The sequence below is a fragment of the Delftia sp. DT-2 genome, assembly GCF_028401915.1.
Classification (GTDB): Bacteria; Pseudomonadota; Gammaproteobacteria; order Burkholderiales; family Burkholderiaceae_C; genus Comamonas; species Comamonas tsuruhatensis.
Window position 1 is genome coordinate 149369 of record NZ_JAQOTI010000007.1, and the last position, 25890, is coordinate 175258.

Below are 25890 nucleotides of genomic sequence, written 5' to 3' on the forward strand. Positions count from 1 at the left end.
CGTTCGCTGTTGCGCCGGCCCACAAGCCGGCCCCAAGAGAGAGCCAAGTCCTCCGATCCCGAAGTCTTGCAGAACGATCTGCCGCCGCACGCCCATCCGTTGCCGTGGCATCCACCGCGCCGTCCTGCTGTTCGATCCCTGGAAAAAAAACCATGACTACGCTTGACCAAGCGCAGCCGGGCATGCCCCCTGCTGTTGCGACCGCACGTCCTCTCAACCGACAGGACTACAAGACCCTGGGCCTGTCGGCCCTGGGTGGCACCCTGGAGTTCTACGACTTCGTCGTTTTCGTTTTCTTCGCCAATGTCATCGGCAAGCTGTTCTTCCCGGCCGAGATGCCGGACTGGCTGCGCCAGCTGCAGACGCTGGGCATTTTTGCGGCGGGCTACCTGGCCCGGCCCATCGGCGGCATTCTGATTGCGCACTTTGGCGACATCCTGGGCCGCAAGAAGATGTTCACGCTGTCCATCTTCCTGATGGCCGTGCCCACGCTGGTGATCGGCCTGCTGCCCACCTATGCTTCCATCGGCATTGCCGCGCCGATTTTGCTGCTGGCCATGCGCGTGCTGCAGGGCGCGGCCATTGGTGGCGAGATGCCGGGCGCCTGGGTCTTCGTGGCCGAGCATGCGCCGGCGCGCCACTATGGCTTTGCCATCGGCTCGCTGACTTCGGGCATCACGGGCGGCATTTTCCTGGGCTCCATCATCGGTGTCTGGCTCAACAGCACCTACAGCGCCGAGGAGATCCACGACTGGGCCTGGCGCATGCCCTTCATTCTGGGCGGCGTGTTCGGTCTGGTGTCGGTCTATCTGCGCAAGTTCCTGCACGAGACACCCATTTTCCAGGAGCTGATGGCGCGCAAGCAGGCCGACCGCGAACTGCCGCTCAAGACCATCGTGCGCGACCACCGCCAGGCCTGCGTGCTGGTGGCGCTGATGACCTGGGTGCTGTCCACGGCCATCGTGGTGGTGGTGCTGTTCACGCCGGCCTATCTGCAGAAGGTCTTCCACATCGACGCGGCCCTGGCCATGAAGGCCAACGCCGTGGCCACGGTGACGCTGACGCTGGGCTGTGTGTTCTGGGGCTGGCTGTCCGACCGGATGGGCACGCGTGTGGCCATGGTCACGGGCTGGCTGGGCATGACAGTGACGGCCTATGCGTTCTATCTGAACCTGCCGGGCACGGCGTCCTCGCTGGTGTGGAGCTACGCGCTGGTGGGCTTTTTCGTGGGCAGCATTGCGCTGCTGCCGGTGGTGGGCGTGCGCGCTTTCCCGGCCGAGGTGCGTTTCACGGGCCTGTCCTTTGCCTACAACATGGCCTATGCGGTGTTCGGCGGCATGACGCCCATGCTGGTGTCCGTGTGGCAGCAGGTGGATGTGATGGCGCCGGCCCACTATGTGGCGGCCATGGGCATCCTGGGCGCGGCCATCGGCTTCTGGCCCCTGGCCTGCCGTGGTTGGCAACCCAGGCGCGGCTGAGCTTGGCAGTGGAATGAAGGGCAGCATGGCTGCCCTTTTTCCTGGGCGCCGCATGGATCGCTGACAATCCTTTCATGAGCACCACGCGACAAGAACTCCTGGCCCACTTCGACGGTTTGCTGCAGCCCGAGCGCTTCAAGGACTATGGTCCCAACGGCCTGCAGGTGGAGGGGCGCGGCGAGATCCGCCGCATCGTCAGCGGGGTGACGGCCAGCCGCGCGCTGATCGAGGCGGCCATCGAGGCGCAGGCCGATGCCATCTTCGTGCACCACGGCCTGTTCTGGCGCGGCATGGATGGCCGCATCACGGGCTGGCTCAAGGAGCGTATCCGCCTGCTGCTGGCCCACGACATCAACCTCTTTGCCTACCATCTTCCGCTGGATGCCCATCCGCAATGGGGCAACAACGCGCAGCTGGGCGTGCAGTTGGGGCTTGAGGGCCAGGCAACGTTTGGCGAGCAGAACCTGGGCTGGATGGCCGCGGCGGAGTTTGCCGACGCGGCGGCGCTGGGCAGGCATGTGGAGCAGGCGCTGGGGCGCACTCCTGTCTGCGTGGGGGGAGAGCGCCTGCGCCCCAATCACCCCATTCGCCGCATTGCCTGGTGCACGGGCGGCGCGCAAGGTTTCTTCGAGGCTGCGATTGCCGCTGGGGCCGATGCCTTCATCACGGGCGAGATTTCCGAGCCGCAGGCGCACCTGGCCCGGGAAACGGGCGTGGCCTTTCTGGCGGCAGGCCACCATGCCACGGAGCGCTATGGTGCGCCGGCCCTGGCAGGGCAGGTGGCATTGGAGCTGGGGCTGGAGCACCGTTTCATCGAGATCGACAATCCGGCCTGATGCTGGCCTGTTAGTGGCCCACTATTGGCCCGCCCAGGGGGCGAGGCCTTTTGCTGCAAGCGCGGCGCGAATGACCGGCTTGCCTGATCCGGATACTGAAAATGCCTGATTCCACACAGTCCACGACCTTGATGGCCATCACCCAGGGCGACTCTGCCGGGGTGGGGCCCGAGACCATCGCCAAGGCGTTCATGGGCGCGCCCGAGCAGATGCGCGGCTGCTTCGTCGTCGGCGAGTTGCAGACGCTGCGCCGGGCAGCCGCCGTGGCGGCGCGTGCGCGCGATGGCGACAACGCCATTCCCATGCCCGTGGCCGTCATCGAGTCGGCTGAGCAACTGTGGCAGGTGCCGCCCCATTGCATCCCTTTGCTGGAGCTGCCCGGGCTGCCCGGTCCTGCGCCCTGGGGCCAGGTGAGTGCCAGCGCCGGTGACGCGGCTGCGCGCTGCGTGGTCTGGGCCGCGCGGGCTGCCTTGCGAGGCGAAATCGCGGCTCTTGTGACGGCGCCTCTGCACAAGGAGGCGCTGCATGCTGCAGGCGTGGACTTTCCTGGTCATACCGAGCTGCTGCAGTTCGAGGCTGCGCAGCATGCGGGTGTGGGCCTTGACCGCATGCCGGTGCGCATGATGCTGGCCAACGATGAGCTGCGCACGGTGCTGGTCAGCATCCATACCTCGCTGCGCAAGGCGATCGATGCGGTAACGAAGGACAACCTGCTGCAGACCTTGCGCATCACGCATGAGGCCCTGTCTCGCAGCCTGGGCCGCCTGCCGCGGATAGGTGTGGCAGGGCTGAACCCGCATGCGGGCGAGGGCGGCCTGTTCGGCAGCGAGGAGGTGGAGATCATTGCCCCGGCCATCGCCCAGGCGCGCGCCGAGGGCCTGGACGCCCACGGGCCTTTTGCGCCCGATACGGTGTTCATGCGCGCCCGCAATGCTCCCGGCCATCCCGGCGAGTTCGACGCGGTGCTGGCCATGTACCACGACCAGGGACTGATTCCCGTGAAGTACCTGGGCGTGGAAAAAGGCGTGAATGTCACATTGGGGCTGCCGCTGGTACGCACCAGTCCGGACCACGGCACGGCTTTCGATATTGCGGGGCAGGGTGTTGCAGAGGCCGGAAGCCTGATTGAGGCCGTGCGAATGGCGCGCAAATTGGCGGCTTGAATGGCTAGCCCAAGCATCGGGAATTTGCAGTAATGGAAAACGCCCGTGGCAACCGTGCCACGGGCGTTTTGATTTGCGTCAAAACACGGATTTCAGCGCTTGAGGCTGTCGCGAATCTCGCGCAGCAGCACGATGTCTTCGGGGGTGACGGGCGCGGGAGCGGGGGCTGCCGGTGCCTCGCGGCGCAAGCGGTTGATCTGCTTGACCATCATGAAAATGATGAAGGCCAGGATGATGAAGTTCACTGCCACCGTGATGAAGTTTCCATAGGCAAATACGGGGACGCCGGCCTTCTTGAGCGCATCGAGCGTCATCGCCGTTCCGGGGGGTACGCTGCCCAGCACGACGAACAGATTGGAGAAGTCCAGCTTGCCGAAAACCAGGCCCACGACCGGCATGATCAGGTCGTTTACCACGGAATCGACGATTTTGCCAAACGCTCCACCAATGATGACGCCCACGGCGAGATCTACCACGTTTCCCTTAACTGCGAACTCACGAAATTCCTGCATCATGCCCATGGCTGGCTCCATCTGGAAAGAGTTTGAGATAGCGCAGTATTGCGCGGCTTTGGAGCCTGTCAACGGCACAAGCAGCATGGAATAACCATACTCGCCCCGCTACAATTTATTGTTGACCCCAACTCAAGCGACGTAGTTCGAGGAACCCCATGAGTGACACTCCAATCGACTCCAGCAAGCGGACGTGGATCATCACGTCGGCGTGCGCTGGTGCGGTGGGCGGCGTGGCGACAGCCGTCCCGTTCGTGAGCACCTTCCAGCCATCCGAGAAGGCCAAAGCCGCCGGGGCTGCAGTGGAGGTCGATATCTCCGCCCTCAAGGACGGCGAGAAGCTCACGGTCGAGTGGCGCGGCAAGCCCGTCTGGATCATCAAGCGCACGCCTGACCAGATCAAGGAGCTGCCCGAACTGGACAGCCAGTTGGCCGATCCCCAATCCAAGCGCCACCCTGAAGAGTTCACGCCGCCCTATGCGATGAACGAGGCCCGCTCGATCAAGCCCGAAGTGCTGGTCGTCGTCGGCATCTGCACGCATCTGGGCTGCTCGCCTTCCGACAAGTTCCAGCCGGGCGCCCAGCCCTCGCTGCCCAGCGACTGGAAGGGCGGCTTCCTGTGCCCCTGCCATGGCTCGACCTTCGACATGGCTGGCCGTGTCTTCAAGAACAAGCCGGCTCCCGACAACCTGCAGGTGCCGCCGCACATGTACCTGTCGGAGACCAAGCTCCTCATTGGTGAAGACAAGGCTTGAGGGAGACAAGAACAATGGCCCACGAATTCAAGGACATCGATCCGAATGCGCCCGCCGGCGCCAAGCTCACGAACTGGTTCGAGAACCGTTTTCCCACGGCTTTCGACGCCTATCGCGTGCACATGTCGGAGTACTACGCTCCGAAGAATTTCAACTTCTGGTACATCTTCGGCTCGCTGGCGCTGCTGGTGCTGGTGATCCAGATCGTCACCGGCATCTTCCTGGTGATGCACTACAAGCCCGACGCCGAAAAGGCGTTCGCCTCGGTGGAGTACATCATGCGCGATGTGCCCTGGGGCTGGCTGATCCGCTACATGCACTCCACGGGTGCGTCGGCCTTCTTCGTCGTCGTCTATCTGCACATGTTCCGCGGTCTTCTGTACGGTTCGTACCGCAAGCCGCGCGAACTGGTCTGGATCTTCGGCTGCGCCATCTTCCTGGTGCTGATGGCCGAGGCCTTCATGGGCTACCTGCTGCCCTGGGGTCAGATGTCGTACTGGGGCGCTCAGGTGATCGTGAACCTGTTCTCGGCGATTCCCTTCATCGGCCCTGACCTGGCGCTGCTGATCCGTGGCGACTACGTGGTGGGCGATGCCACGCTCAACCGCTTCTTCAGCTTCCACGTGATCGCCGTGCCCCTGGTGCTGCTGGGCCTGGTCGTGGCCCACTTGCTGGCGCTGCACGATGTGGGCTCCAACAACCCGGATGGCATCGAGATCAAGGGCCCCAACGCGCCCAAGGACGCCAAGGGCCATCCGCTGGACGGCATTCCCTTCCATCCCTACTACACGGTGCACGACATCTTCGGCGTGACGGTGTTCCTGTTCCTGTTCTCGGCCGTGGTGTTCTTCGCGCCCGAGTTCGGCGGCTACTTCCTGGAGTACAACAACTTCATCCCGGCCGATCCGCTGAAGACGCCTTCGCACATTGCGCCGGTCTGGTACTTCACGCCGTTCTACTCGATGCTGCGTGCCATCACCAGCGAGATGATGTACGTGCTCATCGCCTGCGTGGTGCTGGGTGCGGGCTTTGGCGTGCTCAAGTCGCGCCTGCCGGCCGCCGTCAAGGGTGTGGTCGCCATCGTGGCCCTGGGCGTCATCGCCATGATGCTGTCCATCGATGCCAAGTTCTGGGGTGTGGTGGTGATGGGCGGTGCCGTGATCATCCTGTTCGCGCTGCCCTGGCTCGATTGCAGCCCGGTCAAGTCCATCCGCTACCGCCCGAGCTGGCACAAGTATCTCTACGGCATCTTCGTGATCAACTTCGTGATCCTGGCCTATCTCGGCGTGCAGCCGCCTTCGCCCATCGGCGAGCGCGTGTCCCAGGTCGGAACGCTGTTCTACTTCGGCTTCTTCCTGCTGATGCCCTGGTGGAGCCGTCTGGGCAAGACAAAACCCGTTCCCGATCGTGTGACGTTCAAGCCGCACTGAAGCTGGAGAGAACAACAATGAAGAAACTGATTCTCACGTTGATCGCGGCCCTGGGCATCGTGACCGGTGCACAGGCTGCCGAAGGCGGCATCGCCTGGGACAAGGCCCCGGGCAAGACGAATGACACGGCATCGCTGCAAAACGGCGCCAAGCTGTTCGTCAACTACTGCCTGAGCTGCCACTCGGCCGCATTCATGCGCTTCAACCGGCTGCAGGACATCGGGCTGACCGAGCAGGAAATCAAGGACAACCTGCTTTTCACCACCGATAAGGTCGGCGAGACCATGAAGGCGGCCATCAACCCCAAGGAAGCCAAGGAGTGGTTCGGCGCCAATCCTCCGGACCTGACGGTGATCGCACGTTCGCGTGCTGGCCACAACGGCACGGGCGCCGACTACCTCTACACCTTCCTGCGCACCTTCTACCGCGACGACACCAAGGCCACGGGCTGGAACAATCTGGCCTTCCCCAGCGTAGGCATGCCCCATGCGCTGTGGCAACTGCAGGGCGAGCGCCGCGCCATCTTCGAAGAAGCCGAGGAGCACGGTGTGAAGACCCAGGTTTTCAAGGGGTGGGAGCAGGTCTCTCCTGGCAGCATGAGCGCAGTGCAGTACGATCAGGCAGTTGGCGATCTGGTGAACTACCTGCAATGGATGGGTGAGCCGGCACAGAACAGCCGCACCCGCATTGGCGTGGGTGTGCTGCTTTTCCTGGCGGTCTTCATCTTCATCGCATGGCGCCTCAACGCCGCGTTCTGGAAAGACGTCAAATAAAACCGTGACTGCAGAAGGCCGTGCAAGCAATTGCTGCGGCTGAACTGTGTGCAGAGTGGGCGCCGCGAGCGACCCACTCTTTTTGATTTTTAGGAGCCTCCACCATGATGGTGCTTTATTCGGGAACGACCTGCCCCTTTTCACACCGTTGCCGCTTCGTCCTGTTCGAAAAAGGCATGGACTTCGAGATCCGCGATGTGGACCTGTTCAGCAAGCCTGAAGACATCAGCGTGATGAATCCGTACGGCCAGGTGCCCATCCTGGTCGAGCGCGACCTGATCCTGTACGAATCGAACATCATCAACGAGTACATCGACGAGCGCTTCCCGCACCCCCAGCTGATGCCCGGCGACCCGGTGGACCGCGCCCGCGTGCGCCTGTTCCTGCTGAATTTCGAAAAGGAACTGTTCGTCCACGTGAGCACGCTCGAGGAGCGCAACGTCAAGGGCAACGAAAAGGCCATCGAGAAGGCCCGCGCCCACATCCGCGACCGCCTGACGCAGCTGGCTCCCGTGTTCCTCAAGAACAAGTACATGCTGGGCGAGAACTTCTCCATGCTGGACGTGGCCATCGCCCCGCTGCTGTGGCGCCTGGACTACTACGGCATCGAGGTGTCCAAGAACGCCGCCCCGCTGCTCAAGTACGCCGAGCGCATCTTCTCGCGCCCTGCCTACATCGAAGCGCTGACGCCTTCCGAGAAGGTGATGCGCAAGTAATTCGCATCGGTTGGCGACTGATTGCGCGGGCAGGGAAGGCGGTCAACCGGTCGCCATCCTGCCCGTTTTCGTGTTCCGACCACTCAGACCACTCATTTCCTGGGATCGTCATGACTGCCCCCGAAGCAACTTCCACCCGCCCCTACCTGATCCGGGCACTGTACGAGTGGTGCACCGACAACGGCTTCACGCCCCACATCGCCGTGCGTGTGGACCGCAATGTGCAGGTGCCGCGCGAGTTCGTGCGCGACGGCGAGATCGTGCTCAACGTCAGCTACGACGCCACCAGCGGCCTGCAGATGGGCAATGATTTCATCAGCTTCACGGCCCGCTTTGGCGGCAAGCCCCGCGAAATCATGGTGCCCGTGGAGCAGGTGATGGCCATCTACGCACGCGAGACCGGGCAAGGCATGGCTTTCCCGGCGCCGGAGCCCGAGGCCGAAGCCGACAACGATGTTTCGCCCGGGCAGGCGTCCGATGAGCCTGTGCCACAGGACGCCGCCGCTGAGGTGCCGGCCGAGCCTGCATCCGACGAGCGCGTGGTGCAGCTGGTGAGCATCCACAGCGAAGGTGATGACGAAGAGCCACCGCGCACGCCGCCGCCTTCGGGCACGCGGCCTTCGCTGAAGCTGGTCAAGTAGGTTTTTCGCATCGGCGCGCATGCCGTTGCTCCCGCAAGCGTGCTTGGCCCCATCGGGAAAGTCTGAGGCGGCATTTTTCTGCGCTAGAATGCGTGCTTCGCCGGTTTAGCTCAGTTGGTAGAGCACCCGCCTTGTAAGCGGTAGGTCGTCAGTTCGAATCCGACAACCGGCACCAGAAGGTCTCCTCAGGAGGCCTTTTTTCATTTCCGCGCCCCGATTCCGGCAGCCGCTCTTCAGTGGCCGGTCAGGCCTGGACCTTGAGGCGGATCTCGGCCACATCCCAGCCCTTGGTGCGCAAGTGGGCGGCCATGGCCGGCAGCAGCTGGCGTATCTTGGCCGCTGCCGCGTTGTTGCGCACCAGCAGGCACCAGGTGCTGCCCTCGATGGGGCCTGCCTGCAGGCTGTCGCGCAGCAGCGGTGGCACCAGGGGCAGGATGGCCGTCAGGCGATTGCTGGAGTCGCGTGTGAGCTGGGCGAGCCGGGCCAGTGTCGGCGAGTTCTCGACAGCGTGCAGGGCGGTGACGGCGTGATTGCGGCGTGTGAAGGTCATGGGCTTGAAGGCTGGTCAGGCAGCGTAGGCATGCGCCAGCCGGGACCCTCGTTATAGCAGCATCTGCAGGGCGGCGCGGGTCCGGGAATTCGGGTTCAGGGCTCTGCGGCCGCATGCGTCGGCCTGCCTGGAAGAGGGTTGGGCAGAGACAGTTAGAATCAATTGTTCGGTTCTCGCTTCAGCCCGGCCGCATGTGTTCTCCAGCAGGGTACTTGCAGGCAGGTGGAGCGGCCCCATCTGAAATCCAACAATCTAGGGATTCCAGGCACACCGCAGTCCGCTTCAGCGGGTGGCGGTGTGTCTTTTTCGCATGGCCACCAACTTCCTCACCAAACTATTCGGCAGCCGAAACGATCGGCTTCTCAAGCAATACCGCAAGACGGTCGTTCGCATCAATGCGATGGAGCCCGACTACGAGAAGCTCAGCGACGAGGATCTGCGCGCAAAGACGCAGGAATTCAAGGAGCGTGTGGCCAAGGGAGAGTCGCTGGACGACCTGCTGCCCGAAGCCTTCGCCGTGGTGCGCGAAGGGTCCAAGCGTGTCATGAAGATGCGCCACTTCGACGTCCAGTTGCTGGGCGGCATGGCACTGCACTACGGCAAGATCGCGGAAATGCGCACCGGCGAAGGCAAGACGCTGACCGCCACGCTGCCGGTCTACCTGAACGCACTGTCGGGCAATGGCGTTCACGTGGTGACCGTGAACGACTATCTGGCCAACCGCGATGCCACCTGGATGGCCAAGCTGTACAACTTCCTCGGCCTGTCGGTGGGCATCAACCTGCCCAACATGCCGCGCGAGGAAAAGCAGGCCGCCTACAACAGCGACATCACCTACGGCACGAACAACGAATACGGCTTCGACTACCTGCGCGACAACATGGTCTACGAGTCGGGCGACCGCGTTCAGCGCGTGCTCAACTACGCCATCGTCGACGAGGTGGACTCCATCCTGATCGATGAGGCCCGCACGCCGCTGATCATCAGCGGTCAGGCCGAGGACCACACGGCCATGTACGTGGCCATGAACAAGATCGTGCCCAACCTGGTGCGCCAGGAAGGCGAGGCCGATCCCCGCACGGGCGAAGGCGTGACCAGGCCCGGCGACTTCACGGTGGACGAAAAGAGCCACCAGGTATTCCTGACCGACCAGGGCTACGAAGCCGCCGAGCGCCTGCTGGGTCATGCCGGCATGATTGCCGAGGGCGCCTCGCTCTACGACCCGGCCAACATCACCCTGGTCCACCATCTGTATGCGGCGCTGCGCGCCAACAACCTCTACCACCGTGACCAGCACTACGTGGTGCAGAACGGCGAGATCGTCATCGTCGACGAGTTCACGGGCCGCCTGATGGCGGGCCGGCGCTGGAGCGATGGCCTGCACCAGGCTGTCGAGGCCAAGGAAGGCGTGACCATCCAGGCCGAGAACCAGACCATGGCCTCGATCACCTTCCAGAACTACTTCCGTCTCTACGGCAAGCTGGCGGGCATGACGGGTACGGCCGATACCGAAGCCTACGAATTCCAGGAAATCTACGGCCTCGAAACCGTGGTGATTCCGCCCAACCGTCCCAGCAAGCGCGACGACCAGCTCGACCGCGTCTACAAGACCACGCGCGAGAAGTACGAGGCGGCGATCCGCGACATCCGCGAATGCCATGAGCGCGGCCAGCCCGTGCTGGTGGGTACGACCTCGATCGAGAACTCGGAAATCATCGACGAGCTGCTCAACAAGGAAAACCTGCCCCACCAGGTGCTCAACGCCAAGCAGCACGAGCGCGAGGCTGACATCGTGGCCCAGGCTGGCCGTCCCGGCATGATCACCATTGCCACCAACATGGCCGGTCGTGGTACCGACATCGTGCTGGGCGGCAACATCGAAAAGCAGGTTGCGGCTGTCGAGGCCGATGAATCCCTGTCCGAAGCCGAACGCCAGCAGCGCATCGAACAGATGCGCGCTGACTGGAAGATCGAGCACGACAAGGTCTCGGCCCTGGGTGGCCTGCGCATCATCGCCACGGAGCGCCACGAATCTCGCCGTATCGACAACCAGCTGCGTGGCCGTTCGGGCCGCCAGGGCGACCCCGGCTCCTCGCGCTTTTACCTGAGCCTGGACGATGCGCTGATGCGCATCTTTGCGGGCGACCGTGTGCGCGCCATCATGGACCGCCTGAAGATGCCCGATGGCGAAGCCATCGAAGCCGGCATCGTGACCCGCTCCATCGAAGGCGCTCAGCGCAAGGTCGAGGCCCGCAACTTCGACATCCGCAAGCAGCTGCTCGAATACGACGACGTGTCCAACGACCAGCGCAAGGTGATCTACCAGCAGCGCAACGAGATCCTCGATGCCTCGGACCTGCACGAGATGATCACGGTGATGCGCGATGACGTGGTGTCCGACCTGGTGCGCCAGTACGTGCCCGCCGAGTCCATGGAAGAGCAATGGGACCTGGCCGGCCTGGAAAAGGCGCTGGAAAGCGAGTGGCGCATCCAGCTGCCGCTGCAATCGCAAGTGCAGTCCGCGCATGCCATCACCGACGAGGAGATCCTCGAGAAGGTGCTGCAGGCTGCCCGTGAAGTGTTCGAGGCCAAGGTCGAGCTGATCGGACGCGAGAACTTCACTCAATTCCAGCGCGCCGTGCTGCTGCAAAGCTTTGATACCAACTGGCGTGACCACCTGTCCGCGCTGGACTATCTGCGCCAGGGCATCCACCTGCGTGGCTATGCCCAGAAGCAGCCCAAGCAGGAATACAAGCGCGAGGCTTTCGAGCTGTTCCGCCAGCTCATCGACCAGGTCAAGACCGAAGTCACGCGCGTGCTGATGACCGTGCAGGTGCAGTCGCGCGAACAGGTGGAGCAGGCCACCGAGGCCATGGAGCAGCGCAGCGCCCACAGCCTGGAGCACATGACCTATGGCGCTCCCTCGGATGGCGACATCGGTGGCTCCGTCGAAGACGAGCCGCTGGAGTTGCCCGAAGGCGCTCGCGTGGGCCGCAATGATCCCTGCCCCTGCGGCAGCGGCAAGAAGTACAAGCAGTGCCACGGCAAGCTGTCGTGATGCGGCCGGCGTCGTAAGACGCCGCAAGACACGGAAAACGGCACGGATGCACTCCGTGCCGTTTTCTTTTTTAAGGTCGATGAAATACGTGCCGCCCCGGTTTGTTCCGATAATGGAGCGCGTTTTTCTTTCACTGTAGGAAGCCCCTCAATGCCTGTGAATCTCTCCGCTCCCGTGCACGCCGACCTGTTGGCGATCAACGGCGTTCGCATCGGCGTCACCGAAGCCGGTGTGCGCAAGGCCAACCGCAAGGACCTGTCCGTGTTCCTGCTCGACGAGGGCGCTTCGGTGGCTGGCGTGTTCACACAGAACCGTTTCTGCGCAGCGCCTGTGCAGGTCAGCCGCGAGCATCTGGTTCAGACAGCGGGCGCCATCCGTGCCATGGTCATCAACACAGGCAATGCCAATGCCGGCACCGGCGCTGACGGACTGGCGCGCGCACGTCGCACCTGTGCGGATCTGGCTGCGCTGCTGCAGCTCAAGCCCGAGCAGATCCTTCCGTTCTCCACTGGCGTGATCATGGAAGAGCTGCCCGTGGATCGCATCGCCGCCGGCCTGCCAACTGCCATCGCAGCAGCCAAGGCCGACAACTGGGGCACGGCCGCCGAAGGCATCATGACCACCGACACCCTGCCCAAGGCCTTCAGCCGCGCCGTGGATATTGGCGGCAAGCGTGTGAGCATCACCGGCATCAGCAAGGGTGCGGGCATGATTCGCCCCAACATGGCGACCATGCTGGGCTTTCTGGCCACCGACGCCGCCATCGCACCCGAACTGCTGCAGCCTCTGGTCAAGGAACTGGCCGACGGATCTTTCAACCGCGTGACCATCGACGGCGACACGTCGACCAACGACTCCTTCGTGCTGGTGGCCACGCACAAGGCCGGCAATGCGCAGATCACTTCGCTGACCAGTGCCGAAGGCCTGGCCCTGAAGGCTGCATTGCTGGATGTGTCGCGCCTGCTGGCCCAGGCCATCGTGCGCGACGGCGAAGGCGCCACCAAGTTCATCACCGTCAAGGTGGAGGGCGGCAAGACCGAGGCTGAGTGCCGCCTCGTGGCCTATTCCATCGCGCATTCACCCCTGGTCAAGACGGCGTTCTTTGCCAGCGATCCGAACCTGGGCCGCATCCTTGCGGCGGTGGGCTATGCTAGCATCGACGATCTGGACCAGACCAAGATCGACCTGTACCTGAACGATGTGCATGTCGCAGTCAATGGCGGCCGCAACCCTGCCTATCAGGAGGAAGACGGCCAGCGCGTGATGAAGCAGCAGGAGATCATCGTGCGCGTGCTACTGGGCCGAGGGCAGGCCGAGCAGACCGTGTGGACCTGCGATCTGAGCCACGACTACGTGAGCATCAACGCCGACTACCGCTCCTGACTCTCCACCCACCGTGCCGCCGGCAGCCGCAGGCCTTGTGCTTGGCTGCTGCCAGCTTTCAATGGCGGCCGGCGCGCAAAAGCTCTGGCGTTGGCATGAGATCCATCTCGATTCCCGGGCATATCCAGCGTCGGTGGCCGTGAGATCCGTATTCGAGAGACATCCATGACATTGCCCACAGAAGCCGTCGCCGCCCCCTTGCTGCAACTTGTGCAGCGCGCCGAGCAGCTGATGCAGCGCATCGAGGCCATCCTGCCCCAGCCGCTGCAATCCCCCGCAGACTGGAATACCGCCATCGCCTGGCGCTATCGCAAGCGCGCCAACGGCTGCGGTTTGCTGGAGCCCGTGCGCCATGTCGGCGCCATGCAGCTGTCCGACCTGCAGAACATCGATGTGCAAAAGGACAAGATCGCGCGCAACACCGAGCAGTTCGTGACCGGCCGCACGGCCAACAACGTGCTGCTCACCGGCGCGCGCGGCACGGGCAAATCCTCGCTGATCCGTGCCTGCCTGCATGCTTTTGCTTCGCAGGGCCTGCGCCTGATCGAGGTGGACAAGGCCGATCTGACCGACCTGCCCGACATCGTCGATGTGGTGGCCGGCCGGCCCGAGAAGTTCATCATCTATTGCGACGATCTGAGCTTTGAGGAAGGCGAGCCTGGCTACAAGGCCATGAAGTCCATTCTGGATGGATCGGTCAGCGCCGCCAGCCCGAACGTGCTGGTCTATGCGACCAGCAATCGCCGCCACCTGCTGCCGGAGTACCAGTCCGAGAATCTGACCTACCAGCGCGGCGAGGATGGGGAGCTGCATCCCGGCGAGGTGATTGAGGAAAAGATCTCGCTGTCCGAGCGTTTCGGCCTGTGGGTGAGCTTCTACCCGTTCAGCCAGGACGAGTACCTGCGCGTGGTGGCACAGTGGCTGGAGGCCCTGGGCCTGGATCAGGCCACGATCGAGGCGGCACGCCCGGAGGCCCTGGTCTGGGCGCTGGAGCGCGGTTCACGCAGCGGTCGCGTGGCCCACCAGTTTGCGCGCGACTATGCGGGCCGTGCCGAGCGCCCGAGTCAGCGCCAGACCGGCATCGCCGATGTCCAGGGGTTGGTTGAAGAGGCTGAACTCTGAGCACCTGCTGCCTGGCCCTGGGCTGGGCAGACTTTTTTGCGAAAGATCAAGTGACTGAAAAAGAAATCTCCCCCAAGGCCCGCGCTGAGGCGGCCGAGTCGCAGGCGCCAGTGCGGCGCAAGCACACCGAGGTCGCCGTCGGCGTGCTGCTTCGCGAGTCCGATGGCGCGTTGCTGATCACCAGCCGTCCGCCGGGCAAGCCGTATGCAGGCTACTGGGAGTTTCCGGGCGGCAAGATCGAAGCCGGTGAGACCGTGGAGCAGGCCTTGCGCCGCGAGATGCAAGAGGAACTGGGCGTAGAGATCGCGGCCGCTGAAGTCTGGAAGGTGACCGAGCATGACTATCCGCATGCCCTGGTGCGCCTGCACTGGTGCAAGGTCACGCGCTGGAGCGGGGAGTTCGAGATGCGTGAAGGCCAGCAGATGGCTTGGCAGCAACTTCCGCTGCAGGTGCATCCGGTGCTGCCAGGTGCCTATCCGGTGCTGCAGTGGCTGAGCGAGGAACGCGGGCTGCCTTTCGATGCCGGGTTCTACGAGGCAGGCCAGCCGAAAGCCTGATCGGGCCTGATCAAGGCTCGGTGCGAGGATCGCCGAAGGGCGCATCCTCGGGCGGCATCGGTGCAGGCACGCGGAATTCCTCATTGGCCCATGCGCCCAGGTCGATCTGGCGGCAGCGTTCGCTGCAGAAGGGGCGGAAACGGTTGGCTGGTGCGAACAGGCTGGGGCCTGCACAGGTCGGGCAGCGCACCGTGGGGCCGGCAGAAGAGAGGCTGGCGGGCTGGGGGGCGGGGGCGCTCGAGGGCATGTCGGCCGTCTTGTCCATCAGCTGCAAAGCGTGACCTCGAACGAGGCATCTTCGCTGCAGGGTTGAGGCTTGGCGCCGTTCTCGGGGCGGAGCAGGCGCACCGAAACCAGCAGGCGGTTGCCGCTGATCTCCGGAACCAGATTCAACGACGGGTCTATGCGCAGGCGCAGCAGCTGAAAGCTGCGGCCGGGCGGCATGGCCTGCTGGAACACGCCTTTTTCGGCAGCCACCCATTGCGGCACGCCGGTTTCGCGCAGCAGCTTGAGCAGCAATTGCAGCGACTGACCCAGCGGGGTCAGGGTGCTGGCCCAGTCCTCCAGATCGCGCAGGCGTATCTGGGGATCATGGAACTGCCAGGCGTGATAGGCAGGAAGGTCGAAGCCGCAGGTGCCGCCGGGGATGCCGATGCGGCTGCGCACGGCCATCAGCCATTCGTTTTCAGTCAGGGTCTGGCCAGCCTTGCCGTTCTGGGCATTGAGCTGGGCAAAGCACTGCTCCACATGGCGTGAGACCTGGTCAAGCATGTGCTCGGCAATGTCGGGATTGCCGCGCAGGCTGTCGAGCAGGCTTTTGTGGCGCTCAAGGTCCTTGAGCACGTCCGTCTTCAGGTCGGTACGTGCCGCCACGTCCATGATCTCGAAGATGGTGACCAGCGCAAAATGGTGATCGATGGAATGAGCGCGCGACAGCAACTCGCTCAGGCGGCGATATAGCTGTTCCAACCGGAGGTAGGTCCTCAGGCGCTCATTGAAAGGATATTCGTACAGGATCACGCTTGCTGGGCTCCTCGGGGTGCACAGGAATCAGCTGTCTACGTCGTGCACATGCTGAATTACACGCACAGGCCAAGCCATGGCGTGCATCATAGCCCGAACCATGCAGAGATTCGATCGGTGCATGCGCGCAAAGCCTCTATCGTCATGGCCTCGTCGTTGTAGAGCACCCAGTCGGCGGCTGCCAGCCGTGCCGCACGTGTGGCCTGGGCCGAGATGATGGCCTGCACCGCCTCGCGTGGCAATCCGTTGCGCGCGATCACGCGAGCGATCTGCGTTTCGGTGCGGCAGTCAACGACCAGCACCGCATCAAGCATGGCAGGCCAGCGGCCGGACTCCACGAGCAAGGGAATGTCATGCACGATGAGTCGGCACCCAGCCACTGTGGCCTGCTCCACTTGCCGGGACGTCTGCTGCGCCACGAGGGGATGGACGATGGCCTCCAGCTGCTGTCGTGCCGAGGGCTGCTGAAAGACCAGTTCGCGCATGCGCGTGCGGTCCAGGGCGCCGCTGGCATCAATCAGTTCGGGCCCGAAGACGCGCGCTATCTCGGGCAGAGCAGCACCTTCGGGGGCGGTGAGGCTGCGAGAGATCTGGTCGGCATCGATCACGGCCGCTCCGCGCAAGCCCAGTTGCGCTGCGACGGTGCTCTTGCCGCTGCCAATGCCGCCCGTCAGGCCCAGCCGAAACGGGCGTGCAAGCAAGGGCGGGGCGATGCTGGGGGCCATGCCGCAGTGTTGAATCAAAGGCCCAAGGCCGCCAATAGGGATTGCAGCATCTGCTGCGGTCCGAACACCATGGCTGCAAAGCCGGCGCCCGCCAGAAAGGGGCCGAAGGGAACATAGCCGCCCTCACGCAGGCGGCTATTGATCTTCAACGCGATGCCCACGATGGCGCCAATCACCGACGAGATCAGGATGATGGGCACGAGTGCCTGCCAGCCGAACCAGGCGCCCAGCGCGGCAAACAGCTTGAAGTCGCCGTAGCCCATGCCTTCCTTGCCGGTGGCCAGCTTGAAGGCCCAGTAAACCAGCCACAGCGAGAGATAGCCCGCTGCAGCGCCCCATACCGCGTCGGCCAGAGACACGGCGGTCCAGTGCAGCGCCGACGACAGCAGTCCGGCCCACAGCAAGGGCAGGGTGATGTCGTCGGGAAGCAGTGTGGTGTCCCAGTCGATCAATGCCAGGCTCAGCAAGGCCGCACTGAAAAGGCACCAGGCAGCGCCTGTAGGCGTGATGCCCCATTGCGCCGCACAGTAGGCAAACAGCGCGGCGCAGGCCAATTCCACCAGCGGATAGCGGATGCTGATCGACGCCTTGCATTCGGAGCACCGGCCCCGCAGCGCCAGATAACTGAGCACGGGAATGTTTTCGTACCAGTGGATGGCATGGCCGCAATGCGGGCAGCGCGAGCGGGGGCGGCTCAGGCTCAGGGGCGCCTCGGCAGGCGGCGGCGCTGTGGCGGGCGATGGCGTGGCGGAGGATGAAGATTGCTCTTGCGCCCATTGGGCGCATTCCGCATTCCATTGCTGCTCCATCATGCGGGGCAGCCTATGCACCACCACGTTGAGAAAGCTGCCAACCAACAGGCCCAGCAGGCCGCCCAATGCAGCCTGCATCCAGAGCTCCAAAACCATCAGACCACCTGGCCCAGCTTGAAGATGGGTAGATACATCGAAACCACGATACCGCCGATGAGGGTGCCCAGGAAAACAATGATGATGGGCTCCATCAGGCTGGACAGGCCAGCCACCATGTCATCGACCTCTTCTTCATAGAAATCGGCCGCCTTGCCCAGCATATGGTCGATGGAGCCGGATTCCTCGCCGATGGCGCACATCTGCAGCACCATGGACGGAAAGACATTGGCATTGGTCATGGCCACGGTGAGACTGGTGCCGGTGGAGACTTCCTGCTGGATCTTTTCCGTGGCATTGGCATACACGGCATTGCCGGATGCGCCGCCGACAGAATCCAGTGCCTCGACCAATGGGACGCCCGCGGCAAACATGGTCGACAGCGTGCGCGTCCAGCGTGCGACGCAGGATTTCTCGATCAGCACGCCAAAGACCGGCACCTTCAGCAGCGTACGGTCCATGAATTGCTGCATGCGCTCGTTGCGCTTCCAGGCCTGCATGAAGAAGTAGAGACCGCCGCCAATCACGCCGAAGATCAACCACCACCATTGGACAAAGACATCGCTGATGCCCATCACGAACAGCGTCGGTGCCGGCAGGTCGGCGCCGAACGAGGTGAACACTTCCTTGAAGGCCGGGATCACGAAAATCATGATGATGGTCACGACGATGAAGGCCACTACGATGACCGAGATCGGGTACATCAGCGCCGATTTGATCTTGGACTTGATGGCCTCGGTCTTCTCCATGTACGTGGCCAGGCGGTCCAGCAGGGCTTCCAGGATACCGGCCGCTTCGCCCGCCTCCACCAGATTGCAGTAGAGGCTATCGAAGTACATGGGGTGCTTGCGATAGGCTGCGTTCAGCGAGGTGCCGGTCTCCACGTCGGCGCGAATATCGGCCAGAAGGCGCGTCACGCTGGGGTTGGTGTTGCCCCGTCCGACAATGTCGAAGGCCTGAAGCAGCGGGACGCCCGCCTTCATCATCGTTGCCATCTGGCGGGTGAACAGCGCAATGTCCTTGGGCTTGATCCTCTTGCCGCCGCGTGTGCGGCGCTTCTTGATCTTGCTGGGCAGCACGCCCTGGCGGCGCAGCATGGCCTGGACCTGGTTGATGCCCCCGGCCCGGGTCTCGCCTCGGATGATCTTGCCGTTGCGATCCTTGCCTTCCCATTCGAAGACAAATTCCTTGATTCCCTTGGACGCGGCTGTGGCCATCGTGCTCCCTCGTTTGTTGTCTGCGCTGTCCGCGCTATTTACTCATTGGTGACTGCCAGCACTTCTTCGAGCGAGGTCAGTCCCTGTCTGGCCTTGTGCAAACCCGAGCCACGCAGCGACCGCACGCCTTCGCGCTTGGCCTGTGCGGCGATCTCCAGCGCACTGCCGTCCTGCAGGATGATGCGCTGGATTTCCTCGCTGATAGGCATCACCTGATAGATGCCTACGCGGCCCTTGTAGCCGTTGTTGCATGCCGGACAGCCGACGGGCCTGTAGGTGACCCAGCTGCCGTCAATGTCCGCATCGTCGTAGCCTGCATCGATCAGGGCCTCCCGCGGAATGTCAGCCGGCTCCTTGCATTGAGGGCACAGGCGTCTGGCCAGGCGCTGGGCGGTGATCAGGATCACGCTCGATGCGATGTTGAAGGGCGCAATGCCCATGTTGCGCATGCGCGTCAACGTGGTCGGTGCGTCATTGGTGTGCAGGGTGGACAGCACCAAGTGGCCGGTTTGCGCTGCCTTGATCGAGATGTCGGCCGTTTCCAGATCGCGGATTTCACCGACCATGATGATGTCGGGATCCTGGCGCAGAAAAGCCTTGAGCGCAGTGGCAAAGGTGAGGCCGGCCTTTTCGTTCACATTGACCTGGTTGACGCCGGGCAGGTTGATTTCCGAAGGATCTTCCGCCGTGGCGATGTTCACGCCGGCCTTGTTCAGCAGGTTCAGGCAGGTGTACAGCGACACTGTCTTGCCCGAGCCGGTGGGGCCTGTGACCAGAATCATTCCGTAGGGGCGGCTGATGGCTTCAAGCAGGCGTGCCTTCTCCTCGGGTTCATAGCCCAGGGCGTCGATGCCCATCCTGGCCGAGCTCGGGTCCAGGATACGGATCACGATCTTCTCGCCGAAAAGCGTGGGCAGCGTGCTGACGCGAAAGTCGATGACGCGGTCCGGGCCGACCTTGAGCTTCATGCGCCCGTCCTGCGGGACACGCTTTTCCGAGATGTCCATGCGCGAGATCACCTTGATGCGCGAGGCCAGCTTCTCCTTGATGGCAATGGGCGGCGATGCAATTTCACGCAGCTCGCCGTCAATGCGAAAGCGCACGCGGTACTGGTGCTCGTAGGGTTCGAAATGCAAGTCCGACGCGCGCATGTTGAAGGCGTCGAGCAGCATTTTGTGCAGGAACTTGACAATGGGCGCATCTTCGACGTCTGCTGCGGCCGAGTTGTCCTTTTCCTCTGCCACCTCATCAGGCTTGAGGTCGCCGAACTCGAAGTCGCCGCTGCCGCCATAGCTGTCCATGGCCTCGCTGGCGCTTTTGTTCTGCTGCGCGATCAGTCGCTCCAGCTTGTCGGCCTCGACGATGATCCAGTCCACGCCCAACTGGGTGGTGAACTTGATCTGCTCGGCGGCTTCCTGCTGCGTCGGGTCGGCGGTGGCCACCGTGAGGCGGTTGCCGCGCTTGCTCAGAGGCAGGACGCGATAGGTGCTGATGATCTTGGCGTCCAGCAGATCCTGCGGCAGGCGCATGGCGTCGACCGCATCAAGATCGAGCAGCGGCGCGCTGAACATGGTGGAAACCGTCTCCGCCACTTCCAGGGCAGAGAGGGTGCCGGCGACGCTCAGCTCTGCAATGAACGAGGTGCGATTGGTGGCGGCCTTGCCGGCAGCCGCTTCCGCTGCCTGTTGCGATACCTTGCCTGCTGAAATCAAGGCCCGCCCGATGCCGGGAAGCGATGCGACAGCGGATGCATTCTTGAGCGAGGAGTCAGCAACAGCCATGTAGCAAGACGTGTGAGAGGAAAGGACATTTATCCTATCATCACTGAGCACTTGGAATACCAGACACACTGTTACACGCCTGGGTCTTGAACCTGGCGCAATGGTGTGATGGAGATGGAGTGACCAGATGGTCGGGGTGAGAGGATTCGAACCTCCGGCCTCTACGTCCCGAACGTAGCGCTCTACCAGGCTAAGCTACACCCCGTTGCTTTTGTAGAAAAAGCAAGCAGCCTGAATCAGGTGCGTCGCTCCAAAAGCTGAGACGCCAATTGTAGCAAACTTGCCGTATGCAAATTGCTTGGGAGCACATTTATTGCGTCGATGGCGCGGCGTGCCTCGGCATGTGCGGCCTCGCGTGCCACGTCCAGCGCACCTGTGCTGCGCACGATATCCACTACGGCGGTCAGTTGCTCGGTGGAGCCCTGTTCGATGGCGGCGCGCACGATGGCGGCCTGTTCAGGTGTGCCGCGTTGCATGGCGGCAATCAGGGGGAGGGTGCATTTGCCTTCGCGCAGGTCATCGCCCAGGTTCTTGCCCATTTCCTGAGCATCGCCTGCATAGTCGAGTACGTCGTCAATGATCTGGAAGGCCGTGCCCAGCGCCTGGCCATAGCTGGCGCAGGCCTGCTCGATTTCGCGGGGCGCGTCGGCCAGCACGGCGCCCAGCTGGGCGCTGGCTTCGAACAACTGGGCGGTCTTGGAGCGGATGACGTGCAGATAGCCTGCTTCGTCCAGCGAGGCATCGTGCGTGTTGATCAGCTGCTGGACCTCGCCCTCGGCGATCACGTTGGTGGCATCCGAGAGAATCTTGAGCACGCGCATGCTGCCGACTTCCACCATCATCTGGAAGGAGCGCGAGTGCAGGAAGTCGCCGACCAGCACGCTGGCCGGATTGCCGAAGGTCTCGTTGGCCGTCGGGCGGCCGCGACGCAGCGTGGATTCATCCACGACGTCGTCGTGCAGCAGGGTGGCTGTATGAATCAGTTCGACCACGGCAGCCAGGACATGCCTGTCCTTGCCTTCGTATCCCAATGCATTGCAGACCATGAGCAGCAGGGCGGGCCGCAGGCGCTTGCCGCCTGCAGCGATGATGTACTGGGAGATCTGGGCAATCAGCGGGACGGTGGTCGTCAGGCGCTGGGCAATCACATGATCCACCTCGCGCATGTCGTCAGTGATCAGGGCAAGCGGATTGGGGGTGGAGAGAGCTGTGGTCAAGGTACTGCGGGCGCCAAGTGGATCGTCAATTATAGGAAGAGCGACCCTGCCTGCGACCCGCTCTGGCGGTTGTTTGGGCGAAGGAGGGGAGCGCTTCATGCAAGGAATGTGAGTGCGTGCTAGAATCTCCGGCTTCCGTGGAAATTCGTTCGCGGAACTCTCAAATTCAAGAGGTTTAAATGTACGCAGTCATAAAAACCGGCGGCAAGCAGTATCGCGTTGCAGCTGGCGAAAAGATCAAGGTAGAACAGATTGCTGCGGACGTAGGCCAAGAAGTTGTGATCGATCAGGTTCTGGCAGTCGGCAACGGCGCTGAAATCAAGGTCGGCACACCTCTGGTGTCCGGTGCGTCTGTCAAGGCAACCGTGGTTGCTCACGGCAAGCACGACAAAGTGCACATCTTCAAGATGCGCCGTCGTAAGCATTATCAGAAGCGCCAAGGCCATCGCCAGCAGTTCACCGAGCTGCAGATCGTGGCGATCGCTGCTTAATCCAGGAGCTGAGTCATGGCACAGAAAAAAGGCGGCGGCTCTACGCGAAACGGGCGCGATTCCAAGCCCAAAATGCTCGGCGTGAAGGCTTTTGGTGGTGAGTTGATCACCGCCGGCTCGATCATCGTGCGCCAACGTGGCACCAAGTTCCACCCCGGCGACAACGTCGGCGTGGGCAAGGACCACACCCTGTACGCTCTGGTGGACGGCCACGTGTCGTTTGCTGTCAAGGGTGCACTGTCCAAGCACACGGTCAACGTGACGGCTGCCTAAGCTCTGTCACTTCGACGCTCGAAGCCCCGACCTGTCGGGGCTTTGTCGTTTCAGGAGGGCGGTGCATCGTGCGCTCGTCCCCTTTTCCGTCTCTGAGGTGTGGCCTGGGGCTGTCTGGTGCACACTGCTTTTTGTAAACTGGATGCCTCATGAAGTTCGTCGACGAAGCTTATATCGACATTGCTGCCGGTGATGGCGGCAATGGCTGCGTGTCATTCCGGCACGAAAAATACAAGGAATTCGGTGGTCCCGATGGAGGAGATGGCGGCCGTGGAGGCCATGTCTACGCGGTGGCCGACGTCAATCTCAACACCCTGGTGGACTACCGCTTCTCGCGTCGCCACGATGCCACGCGCGGCGAGCACGGCAAGGGCTCGGACATGTTCGGTGCCGCAGGCAACGACATCACGCTGCGCATGCCGGTTGGCACCATCATCAGCGATGCCGAAACCGGGGAGGTGCTCTACGAACTGTTGACGCCCGGCGAGGTGGTGACCATTGCCAAGGGCGGGGATGGCGGCTACGGCAACCTGCGCTTCAAGAGCGCCATCAACCGCGCGCCACGGCAAAAGACGCCTGGCTGGCCCGGTGAGCGCAAGAACCTCAAGCTGGAGCTCAAGGTTCTGGCCGACGTGGGTCTGCTGGGCATGCCCAATGCGGGCAAATCCACCTTCATCGCCGCAGTCTCCAATGCGCGTCCCAAGATTGCCGACTATCCGTTCACCACGCTGCATCCCAATCTGGGCGTGGTTCGTGTTGCCGCCGAGCAAAGCTTTGTGGTGGCCGATATCCCCGGGCTGATCGAAGGCGCGTCGGAAGGTGCCGGCCTGGGCCACCAGTTCCTGCGTCACCTGCAGCGCACCCGATTGCTGCTGCATGTGGTGGACCTGGCGCCGTTCGATGACAGCGTGGATCCCGTGGCCCAGGCCAAGGCCATCGTGGGCGAGTTGCAGAAGTACGATGCCGAGCTGTACAACAAGCCGCGCTGGCTGGTGCTCAACAAGCTGGACATGGTGCCGGCCGAGGAGCGCGCCGCACGCGTCAAGGACTTCGTCAAGCGCTTCAAGTGGAAGGGTCCGGTGTTCGAGATTTCCGCCCTGACGCGCGAAGGCTGCGAAGTGCTGATCCGCACCATCTACAAGCATGTGCATGAACAGCAGCAGATCGAGGCCGGTCCCAAGGAAATCGATCCACGCTTCGTCGAAGTCGAGGGTGATGGCGTGGATCTCACCGACCCGCGTTTTGCTCCCCGCGATTCCGAGTAAGAGCGGCCTGTCCCACCCATTGCCTTGATCACAACAGCGGCGGGGTCTGCCTCGGCCTGCGCTGCAAGAATCACTATCCATCCATGTCTTCCAACTTGTTGCGTGATGCCCATCGCATCGTGGTCAAGGTCGGCTCCAGCCTGGTGACCAATGAAGGTCGCGGTCTTGATGAGGCCGCGATCCAGGAATGGAGCCGCCAACTGGCGGCCCTGGTGCGCGGGGATGAAAGCCATGGAGGCCGGCGGCGCGAGGTAATCATGGTCTCCAGCGGCGCGGTGGCCGAAGGCATGAAGCGTCTGGGCTGGATTGCACGGCCCAAGGAGATTCATGAACTGCAGGCCGCTGCGGCCGTGGGGCAGATGGGCCTGATACAGATGTACGAGTCCAAGTTGCGCGAACAGGGCATGGGCAGTGCGCAGGTGCTGCTCACGCATGCCGACCTCGCGGACCGCGAGCGCTATCTCAACGCGCGCAACACCTTGCTGACGCTGCTGGAGCTGGGCATCGTGCCGGTGATCAACGAGAACGACACCGTGGTCAACGACGAGATCAAGTTCGGTGACAACGATACCTTGGGCGCTTTGGTTGCCAATCTGATCGAGGCCGATGCCCTGGTCATCCTGACCGATCAGCGAGGCCTTTACAGCGCCGACCCGCGCAGCAATCCCGATGCGCGTTTCATCGATGTGGCCAATGCCGGCGACCCGGCGCTGGAGGAGATGGCCGGAGGCGCGGGCTCGTCCATTGGCAAGGGCGGGATGATCACCAAGATCCTCGCGGCCAAGCGCGCGGCGGGCTCGGGTGCTTCAACCGTCATCGCCTGGGGGCGTGAGCAGGACGTGCTGGTGCGTCTGGCGGCAGGCGAGTCCATCGGCACGCTGCTCCTGGCGCAGACGCACAAGAACCAGGCGCGCAAGCAGTGGATTGCAGACCATCTGCAACTGCGCGGCTCCGTGTCCGTGGATGCCGGCGCCGTGGCCAAGCTGCGCGACGAAGGCAAGAGCCTGCTGCCCATCGGCATGGTGAATGTGGATGGCGAGTTCGCCCGTGGCGATGTGATCGCGGTGCGCGATGCCCTGGGTATCGAGGTGGCGCGTGGGCTGGCCAACTATGCAAGTGCCGAGGCGCGGCTGCTGTGTCGCAAAAGCTCGGTGGAGATCGAGCGCCTGCTGGGCTATTCCGCAGGCCCGGAGATGGTGCACCGCGACAACATGGTGATTGCGGGGCACTGAGGCGCCAGACCCTCAAGGCCAAGAAAAAGCGCACCCTCGGGTGCGCTTTTGCGTATGGCTCTGGCCCGATTTCAGGCCTTGCCTGGATCGGGTTGCAGGGCTTGCTGCCCCGACTGTGGATCAGGATCGAAACAGGCGCCAGGCGGCAACTCCATGCCGGGATTGACGCGAAAGCTGCCTGAGCGTGCTGGATGCAAACCCGGCGCAGTGTATGTCTCAGGACCCTGCTCATGGGCTTCCCTGGGGCGCATGCCACTGCGCAGATAACGGTTGCGTTGCTGTTCGCCGCGCGGCAGGAACCGGGCCAGCTCGGTCAGGGCCATCTCATAGACGCCGCGCTTGAACTCCACCACTACGTCCAATGGCACCCAGTAGTCATTCCAGCGCCAGGCGTCGAATTCGGGGTGGTCGGTGGCACGCAGGTTCAAATCCCAGTCGTGACCCATGAGCTGCAGCAAATACCAGATCTGCTTCTGGCCTTTGTAGTGTCCGCGCGCATCGCGGCGGATGTACCGGTCTGGCACCTCGTAGCGCAACCAGTCCCGGGTGCGGGCGACCACGCGAACGTGGTTGGGCATCAACCCCACTTCCTCGTGCAGTTCCCGGAACATGGCCTGTTCGGGTGTCTCCCCCCGGTCAATGCCGCCCTGTGGAAACTGCCAGCTGTGGGTGCGGATGCGCTTGCCCCAGAACACCTGGTTCTTTTGGTTGAGCAGGATGATGCCGACGTTCGGGCGAAATCCGTCCCGGTCAAGCATAATCGAACCCCAATTTTCTGAATTGT

General features: G+C 63.0%; 26 protein-coding genes and 2 tRNA genes. 17 read left to right on the plus strand and 11 right to left on the minus strand.

Annotation, left to right across the window (positions count from 1 at the left end; all coding sequences use genetic code 11):
* The first annotated feature begins 152 nt into the window (after window positions 1–152).
* The 3 genes from PO605_RS14080 (at window position 153) to pdxA (ending at window position 3477) form a co-directional block, all read left to right on the plus strand.
* Complete coding sequence (locus PO605_RS14080) at window positions 153–1478, plus strand: MFS transporter (RefSeq protein WP_272206560.1); 1326 nt, start codon at window positions 153–155, stop codon at window positions 1476–1478.
* A 74-nt stretch (window positions 1479–1552) separates the two neighbouring features.
* The gene (locus tag PO605_RS14085) at window positions 1553–2314 is read left to right on the plus strand and encodes a Nif3-like dinuclear metal center hexameric protein (RefSeq protein WP_047471319.1); all 762 of its coding nucleotides are present in this window, start codon (window positions 1553–1555) and stop codon (window positions 2312–2314) included.
* A 101-nt stretch (window positions 2315–2415) separates the two neighbouring features.
* Complete coding sequence (gene pdxA / locus PO605_RS14090) at window positions 2416–3477, plus strand: 4-hydroxythreonine-4-phosphate dehydrogenase PdxA (RefSeq protein WP_047471321.1); 1062 nt, start codon at window positions 2416–2418, stop codon at window positions 3475–3477.
* Between the two features lie 92 nt (window positions 3478–3569).
* Here pdxA and mscL read toward each other — a convergent pair whose 3' ends face one another.
* On the minus strand, window positions 3570–3998 hold the full coding sequence (gene mscL, locus PO605_RS14095; RefSeq protein WP_012207302.1) for a large conductance mechanosensitive channel protein MscL: 429 nt from the start codon (window positions 3996–3998) through the stop codon (window positions 3570–3572).
* A 149-nt stretch (window positions 3999–4147) separates the two neighbouring features.
* Between mscL and petA the strand changes: the two genes are divergently transcribed.
* From petA to PO605_RS14125, 6 genes are all read left to right on the plus strand, one after another.
* On the plus strand, window positions 4148–4744 hold the full coding sequence (gene petA, locus PO605_RS14100) for a ubiquinol-cytochrome c reductase iron-sulfur subunit (RefSeq protein WP_016445597.1): 597 nt from the start codon (window positions 4148–4150) through the stop codon (window positions 4742–4744).
* Between the two features lie 14 nt (window positions 4745–4758).
* Window positions 4759–6174 (plus strand): cytochrome b, encoded by a 1416-nt coding sequence (locus tag PO605_RS14105; RefSeq protein ID WP_016451018.1) that lies wholly within the window; start codon window positions 4759–4761, stop codon window positions 6172–6174.
* A gap of 17 nt (window positions 6175–6191) precedes the next feature.
* Window positions 6192–6947 carry a cytochrome c1 gene (locus PO605_RS14110; RefSeq protein WP_016445599.1) on the plus strand — a complete coding sequence of 252 codons (756 nt, stop codon included), beginning with the start codon at window positions 6192–6194 and terminating at the stop codon, window positions 6945–6947.
* A 104-nt stretch (window positions 6948–7051) separates the two neighbouring features.
* Window positions 7052–7663 carry a glutathione S-transferase N-terminal domain-containing protein gene (locus PO605_RS14115; RefSeq protein WP_012207298.1) on the plus strand — a complete coding sequence of 204 codons (612 nt, stop codon included), beginning with the start codon at window positions 7052–7054 and terminating at the stop codon, window positions 7661–7663.
* Window positions 7664–7773: 110 nt separating this feature from the next.
* On the plus strand, window positions 7774–8304 hold the full coding sequence (locus PO605_RS14120; protein WP_017405520.1) for a ClpXP protease specificity-enhancing factor: 531 nt from the start codon (window positions 7774–7776) through the stop codon (window positions 8302–8304).
* Window positions 8305–8403: 99 nt separating this feature from the next.
* Window positions 8404–8479 (plus strand) — tRNA-Thr (locus PO605_RS14125).
* Between the two features lie 69 nt (window positions 8480–8548).
* Here the strand turns inward: PO605_RS14125 and PO605_RS14130 are convergent.
* Window positions 8549–8854 (minus strand): hypothetical protein, encoded by a 306-nt coding sequence (locus PO605_RS14130; RefSeq protein ID WP_016445601.1) that lies wholly within the window; start codon window positions 8852–8854, stop codon window positions 8549–8551.
* A 310-nt stretch (window positions 8855–9164) separates the two neighbouring features.
* Between PO605_RS14130 and secA the strand changes: the two genes are divergently transcribed.
* The 4 genes from secA to PO605_RS14150 all read left to right on the plus strand — a co-directional run bounded on the left by secA (window position 9165) and on the right by PO605_RS14150 (window position 14974).
* Complete coding sequence (gene secA / locus PO605_RS14135; RefSeq protein WP_272206561.1) at window positions 9165–11912, plus strand: preprotein translocase subunit SecA; 2748 nt, start codon at window positions 9165–9167, stop codon at window positions 11910–11912.
* Between the two features lie 150 nt (window positions 11913–12062).
* Window positions 12063–13295 carry a bifunctional glutamate N-acetyltransferase/amino-acid acetyltransferase ArgJ gene (gene argJ / locus PO605_RS14140; protein WP_272206562.1) on the plus strand — a complete coding sequence of 411 codons (1233 nt, stop codon included), beginning with the start codon at window positions 12063–12065 and terminating at the stop codon, window positions 13293–13295.
* A 165-nt stretch (window positions 13296–13460) separates the two neighbouring features.
* Complete coding sequence (locus tag PO605_RS14145; protein WP_047471330.1) at window positions 13461–14417, plus strand: ATP-binding protein; 957 nt, start codon at window positions 13461–13463, stop codon at window positions 14415–14417.
* Between the two features lie 50 nt (window positions 14418–14467).
* Window positions 14468–14974, plus strand: a complete 507-nt coding sequence (locus PO605_RS14150; RefSeq protein WP_016445605.1) for a (deoxy)nucleoside triphosphate pyrophosphohydrolase — start codon at window positions 14468–14470, stop codon at window positions 14972–14974.
* A gap of 10 nt (window positions 14975–14984) precedes the next feature.
* On the opposite strand, the gene PO605_RS14155 is transcribed toward PO605_RS14150, so the two are convergent.
* The 8 genes from PO605_RS14155 to PO605_RS14190 form a co-directional block, all read right to left on the minus strand.
* Window positions 14985–15239 carry a DNA gyrase inhibitor YacG gene (locus tag PO605_RS14155; protein ID WP_016451023.1) on the minus strand — a complete coding sequence of 85 codons (255 nt, stop codon included), beginning with the start codon at window positions 15237–15239 and terminating at the stop codon, window positions 14985–14987.
* Window positions 15239–15994: a cell division protein ZapD gene (zapD, locus tag PO605_RS14160; protein ID WP_016445607.1), complete on the minus strand. Its 756-nt coding sequence runs from the start codon at window positions 15992–15994 to the stop codon at window positions 15239–15241. The genes PO605_RS14155 and zapD overlap by 1 nt, the downstream gene beginning before the upstream one ends.
* 89 nt (window positions 15995–16083) lie before the next feature.
* The gene (coaE, locus tag PO605_RS14165; RefSeq protein ID WP_016445608.1) at window positions 16084–16722 is read right to left on the minus strand and encodes a dephospho-CoA kinase; all 639 of its coding nucleotides are present in this window, start codon (window positions 16720–16722) and stop codon (window positions 16084–16086) included.
* A gap of 14 nt (window positions 16723–16736) precedes the next feature.
* Window positions 16737–17630 carry a prepilin peptidase gene (locus PO605_RS14170; RefSeq protein WP_047471333.1) on the minus strand — a complete coding sequence of 298 codons (894 nt, stop codon included), beginning with the start codon at window positions 17628–17630 and terminating at the stop codon, window positions 16737–16739.
* Window positions 17630–18847: a type II secretion system F family protein gene (locus tag PO605_RS14175; RefSeq protein WP_016445610.1), complete on the minus strand. Its 1218-nt coding sequence runs from the start codon at window positions 18845–18847 to the stop codon at window positions 17630–17632. Before PO605_RS14175 ends, PO605_RS14170 begins: the two co-directional genes overlap by 1 nt.
* 38 nt (window positions 18848–18885) lie before the next feature.
* A complete protein-coding gene (gene pilB, locus PO605_RS14180) occupies window positions 18886–20628 on the minus strand; it encodes a type IV-A pilus assembly ATPase PilB (protein ID WP_034364744.1) in 1743 nt (580 codons plus the stop codon).
* Between the two features lie 128 nt (window positions 20629–20756).
* A tRNA-Pro gene (locus PO605_RS14185) sits at window positions 20757–20833 on the minus strand.
* A gap of 31 nt (window positions 20834–20864) precedes the next feature.
* Window positions 20865–21794 (minus strand): polyprenyl synthetase family protein, encoded by a 930-nt coding sequence (locus PO605_RS14190; RefSeq protein ID WP_043789750.1) that lies wholly within the window; start codon window positions 21792–21794, stop codon window positions 20865–20867.
* Between the two features lie 230 nt (window positions 21795–22024).
* On the opposite strand from PO605_RS14190, the gene rplU reads away from it, so the two are divergent.
* The 4 genes from rplU (at window position 22025) to proB (ending at window position 25106) form a co-directional block, all read left to right on the plus strand.
* Window positions 22025–22336 carry a 50S ribosomal protein L21 gene (gene rplU, locus PO605_RS14195; RefSeq protein ID WP_012207284.1) on the plus strand — a complete coding sequence of 104 codons (312 nt, stop codon included), beginning with the start codon at window positions 22025–22027 and terminating at the stop codon, window positions 22334–22336.
* A gap of 15 nt (window positions 22337–22351) precedes the next feature.
* The gene (gene rpmA / locus PO605_RS14200; protein ID WP_012207283.1) at window positions 22352–22609 is read left to right on the plus strand and encodes a 50S ribosomal protein L27; all 258 of its coding nucleotides are present in this window, start codon (window positions 22352–22354) and stop codon (window positions 22607–22609) included.
* Between the two features lie 149 nt (window positions 22610–22758).
* Window positions 22759–23874, plus strand: coding sequence for an Obg family GTPase CgtA (gene cgtA, locus PO605_RS14205; RefSeq protein WP_016451026.1), 1116 nt, complete (start codon window positions 22759–22761; stop codon window positions 23872–23874).
* An 83-nt stretch (window positions 23875–23957) separates the two neighbouring features.
* Entirely contained in the window at window positions 23958–25106 is a 1149-nt protein-coding gene (proB, locus tag PO605_RS14210) for a glutamate 5-kinase (RefSeq protein WP_016445651.1), read from the plus strand.
* Window positions 25107–25177: 71 nt separating this feature from the next.
* Here the strand turns inward: proB and PO605_RS14215 are convergent, their stop codons facing one another.
* On the minus strand, window positions 25178–25864 hold the full coding sequence (locus PO605_RS14215; RefSeq protein ID WP_016445652.1) for an RNA pyrophosphohydrolase: 687 nt from the start codon (window positions 25862–25864) through the stop codon (window positions 25178–25180).
* Window positions 25865–25890: the final 26 nt, after the last annotated feature.